Origin of the sequence: Paraconexibacter sp., from assembly GCF_041602235.1 — a bacterium.
Taxonomy (GTDB): domain Bacteria; phylum Actinomycetota; class Thermoleophilia; order Solirubrobacterales; family Solirubrobacteraceae; genus Paraconexibacter.
In genome coordinates, this window is sequence record NZ_JBFIGP010000264.1 from 1 (window position 1) to 5,171 (window position 5,171).

At 73.5% G+C, this 5,171-nt stretch carries 2 protein-coding genes; both read left to right on the plus strand.

The genetic code is table 11. The annotated features are described in order from the left end of the window. On the plus strand, positions 1-4,103 hold a 4,103-nt coding region (locus ABYE80_RS16685; protein WP_372791434.1), incomplete at its 5' end, for a hypothetical protein. Positions 4,104-4,265: 162 nt separating this feature from the next. Next, on the plus strand, positions 4,266-5,171 hold a 906-nt coding region (locus ABYE80_RS16690; protein WP_372791435.1), incomplete at its 3' end, for a calcium-binding protein.

Consider the following 5,171-nt stretch of genomic DNA (forward strand, 5'->3'; position numbering starts at 1 on the left):
CGACGTCCGCGGTCAGCACCGCGGTCTCGGGCACGGCCGCGACCGCCCTGCCGTCCACGGGTGCCGTGCTCTCCGGCGACCAGGGGCTGCTGCCCACCGCCTCGCAGTTGCTCTGTCCCACGGCGCAGAGCCTGGCGGACATCCTCAACACCCCCGGCCTGGGCGAGCTGGGCGTCGGGACCGTCGGCCAGGGTCTCGCCACGCTCACCTGCAGCGCCGGGCTGCTCGAGTACCGCTTCGAGACGACCTTCCGCCGCGCCGACGGGACCACGGTCAGCCGCACGACGCCCGCGACCATCGGCGTGCCGACCGCGCTGAACGTCGACGACGACGTCACGCCCGACCTGCTGGGCACGATCTCGTTCACCGGCTCCAACTCCATCGGCCTGACGATCAACCGGGCTGCCGGCGAGACGGCGACGCTCCCGGTGTCGGTCCAGGCGGTGCTGCACGACCGCACGCGCAAGACGCTCGGTCGCACGCACCTGGCGTTCGGCTACGACGCGCGGCACGATCGCGCGCCGGGCGCGTTCACGCTGAGCACCGCCGCCGACACCGTGCTGCGCCCCGACGGCACCTACAACCTCACGGTCGCCCAGCAGCAGCGCGGCTCCCGCATCGCCCTCACGGCAGGGATCTTCGACGGCACGTACGCCGTCCCGGTCAACCCGACCGACGTCCGCCTGGACTACGGCGCCTCGCCCGACACGGCGACCATCTCCGCCCGCGTCGGCGACGAGGTCTCGGCGTCCCTCGCGCAGAACCGGGTCGGTCCCGCCACCCTCAGCGGACGCGTCGTCGACGGACTGCGGGCGGAGGCCTTCTCCGCGGCGATCACCGATCTGCCCGCGAGCCTGAACATGACGGCACGCACCGGCGAGGACGTCAGCGCGACCTACAACGCGTCCGCGACGGTCTCGCGCATCCGGGCGGCGTTCACCCGGCTGGAGGCCGGGACGACCCGGCAGAAGGCCGTCCTGAACCTCGACGACGTGCCCACCGGCTTCAGCGCAGCGATGGACGACGGCGCCGGCACGATCACGACGACCGGCGGCGCGCTCGGCGTCACGGAGATCGGCATCGCCAACGGCGAGCCGAGGTTCCTCGACGGCGAGCCGGCCTACGTCAACGCCGACGACGACGGCCTCGTCGGGTCCACGGCCCTGCGCATCCCGGGCCTGGAGCGGGCGACGTTCACCATCGGTGACGCCCCGTCGATCTCCGCGAAGATCGCGGCCACCCCGCTGCTGGCCCGCGTCCACGATCCGGCGCGCACCATCAGCGCCCGTGTCGACCAGCTGCCGGACGAGTTCGACCTGACGTTCGACCTCGACGCCGGACGGCTGGACTTCGACGGCAAGGGCACCGGCATCGACCGCGTGACCCTCACCGGGGACGGCTCCCAGCCGATCTTCGGTCGCGCGACCACGCTGCGCGGCACCCTCGAGGGCATCCCGGCCCGGACCATCGCGACGCTCGACGCCGGCAACGGCCGCGGCGGCGTCACGATCGAGGGTGGCGGAGCCATCGGCAAGGTCGAGCTGGTCGCCTCCAACGGCGACCTGGAGCTCCCGGCCGGGGAGGGCGACGGCGCCATCTACCGCGACGTGACCGGCGGCGAGTTCCTCGTCGCCGCGCGCGTCCACGACCTCCGCGAGGTCCGCTTCGACACCAGCGGGACGACCCAGGTCCGGGCCGTCACCCGGGGCGGCCCGTTCTCCCTGGGCCTGCGGACCGACGACGTCGACGCCGGCGGCGAGATCCTCGACCTGCCGGCCGACGCCACGCTCGGGCTCGGCCTGGAGGACGGGCAGATCACGTTCGACGGAGCCGACGCCGACGGCCAGGACGCCGGGATCGAGCTGCTCACGCTCCAGGCCCGCCTCGCGCAGCCGCTGCTCGGGAGCGGCGACCGCATCAAGGCGCGGATCGAGCGGCTCCCGGCCCACGTGACCCTCGGCTTCGCCCAGGACTCGGGCGGAGCGTCCCTCACCGCCGACCAGCCGATCCGGCTGATCGAGCTGCAGGCGTGGGAGGACGGCAAGCCCGAGCCGGAGATGCCGGCCGACCAGGGCGCGATCCTGCGTGACCGCCCGGGCCAGGACTTCGAGCTCGCCGCGCGGGTGCGCGAGCTGAAGGCCCTGCGACTGGATCTCACCGACGCGATCCGGTTGCGGACCGAGACGGCGGGTGGCCTGTTCACCGCCGACATCGACACCCAGAGCCTGCGGGCCCGCGCGACGATCGACCAGCTGCCGACCGTCCTGGACCTCGGTCTGGATCTCGACAGCGGTCGCGTGACCTACAGCGGCGCGGCGCCGGTCGATCGGATCCGCGTCGACCTGGGCGGCGACGAGCCGCTGTTCCTGGGCGGCACCGACTTCGCGATCGACCTGCTGTCGGTCCCGACCGCGTTCGCCCTCACCATCGGTCAGGACCTCGACGAGTCGATCCTGCTCGAGACCGACCAGCCGATCGGGCAGATCGACGTGTCGGCCAGCAGCCCGGGGCGGGAGGCCCCGGTGATCCCCGACGGCGAGGCGGGCGCCAAGCTCGACTCGACCGACGGCAAGCTCGGGCTCGCGCTGCGGGTGTTCGACCTGCGGCGGATGGCCGTGGACACGGCGCCGATCGCGCTCGAGGCCACCATGCGTCCCGGCACGCCGTTCCGCGTCGACGCCAAGCTGGACTCCCCGGACGGCCCGCCCGCCCCGCCGCTGCACGTCCTGGCGGACATCGAGAACCTGCCGGCGTCCTTCCGGGTGGCGCTCGCGGACCTGAATCCTGCGGGGTCCGAGACCAGCGGCGGCACGAAGCTCGAGTACTCGGCCAGCAACGACGTCGGACGCATCCGCATCAAGGCGGACGGCGTGGCGCTGCTGGAGGGTGCGGACGGCATCGAGGCGGAGCTCGGCGGCGTGCCGCGTGCGTTCACGCTGGCCCTGCCGGACCAGCCGCAGACCGGTCCCAAGCCGCCGCTGGCCAGCCTGACGGTCGGGGGCGGGCAGGCGATCGGCGAGCTGCGCCTGGCGGCGGGCGGTAGCCCGATGCCCGCGACCGGGCAGCCGGACGATCTCTTCTCCTACAACGGGGATCCCGCGGCGTTCGGCGTCGCGGTGCGGCTGACCGGCCTGTCGGGGCTGAGCATGAACCTGGACCCGGTGAACCTGGTCCTGGATCAGGTGCCGTCGACCACCAAGCCGATCACGCTGGACGCGAGCCTGCCGCAGGAGGGCGGGGACCCGGCCACGGTCACCGGCGTGCTCGACAAGCCCACCGGTCACACCGAGGTCGGGGTCGTGCTGCCCGACCCCGACGTGACGCCCGCCCAGCCGACGCGGCTCCAGCTGCGCAACGGCACGGCGGCGGCGCCGGGCACGATGGGGCGCATCTCGCTGAACCTGACGAACCTCGGTTCGATCCCGGCCGCCTCGTTCTCGCTGACCAACATCGCGCGGGCGCTCGACGCCTGCCTGGCCACCGACGGGGCCTGTCGTCCCGCGGACCGGCTCCCGTCCCCGCTGTCGGACTACGTGCGGTCCAACGCCAACGTGTTCGGCTACCGCGAGCGGCCCGACACGACCCAGTCGGGCACGGCCGGCGGGCAGAACCGCCCGTACGCGGCGCAGGTGTCGATGGACTTCAACGATCTCGGCACCTCGGGCAACGGCTCGTCGATCGGGTCGATGACGACGATGAACGCGACGATCGACCTCGGGAACGGCGGACAGCCGGTCCAGGTCCAGAACGTGCGGTTCCACCGCCTGGCGCTCGACTTCGGGATGCCGGGGACGACGTTCAGCTACCTCGGCCAGGACGTGCCGCGCCTGTACCTGTTCGTGGATTCGGTGAACCGGCCGTTCGTGCTCAACAAGATCGCCTACCCGCCGACGATCAGCGACTTCCGGCTCGGGGCCGACAGCGACCCGGCGGTCGCGAACCGGCGCCTGGTCTGGCTCCCGGGCCGCAAGAGCGGTGGCGCGGCGCTGGATCCGCGGGCGACCGGCTCCCTGGACTGCGGCGGCGGCAAGTCGCTGAAGTCCGACGGCATCGACCTCCTGAACTTCCCGCTCGTGGGGCAGCTCATCCCGGTCTGCGGCTGACCGGACCGCGACGGACCTCGGCCCTGGTCTGGTAGTCCTAGGGACCAGGGCAGGACGCCAACGAGGTCGATCAGGGGGGCAGCGGTGTCGACGAAGGGCAGCCGGTCGCGGGCAGCGACGGAGGGGCGGCCACACGGTCGTGCGATCACGATCCGGGCGGGAGTGGTCGTCGCGACGGTTGCGCTGGGCGGCGCGCTGGCCGCGCCCGCCGGGGCAGCGACGGTCCAGGTCGACACGGGGTTCTCGTCGGTGGTCCTCGAGGCGGCCGCCGGCGAGGTCAACGCGGTGCAGGTGGTCGCGATCCCCGGCGGCTTCCGCGTGCGCGACACCGGGGCGCCGCTGTCGGCCGGACCGGGCTGCGCGCCGGTCGACGCCGCCACCGTCACGTGCGCGACCGACGTCAACGAGGTGGTCGTGCGGCTCGGGGACGGCAACGACGTCGCCGCGCTGGACCTCCCGGCCACCGCGATCACCACGGTCGAGGGCGGGGACGGCGACGACGCGATCTCCAGCGGTGCCTCCGATGACGTGCTCGTCGGTGGCGCGGGCGACGACACGATCGCCGCCGGGGCAGGCGACGACTTCGTGGCCGGTGACATCCCGATCCCCGGGACCAGCGTGGCGGGCACGGACGCGCTCGACGGCGGGACCGGGAACGACACGGTCACCTACGGGGGCACGAGGACCGCGATGAGGATCGACCTCGCGGCGGGCACGGCGGTCGGCACCGGACAGGCGGACACGCTGAAGGGCTTCGAGAACGTCAACGGCTCGCCCAAGGACGACGTCATCCGCGGGGACAACCGCGCCAACCGCCTGTACGGCGACGACGGCGACGACGACCTGCGGGGTCGTGGCGGCAAGGACGTCCTCGACGGCGGCAGCGGCGAGCTGCGCGCGGACGGGGGCAGCGGCAACGACGCGATCTCCGGGTTCCTGGTCGGCCGCGTGCGCTGCGGATCCGGCCGCGACCTCGTCGACGTGACCGCGGTGAGCGGCCAGCGGCCGACCGCGCGGTCGGTGCGCTCCCCGGGCGTCGAGGTCGGTCGCGACTGCGAGCGGCTCACG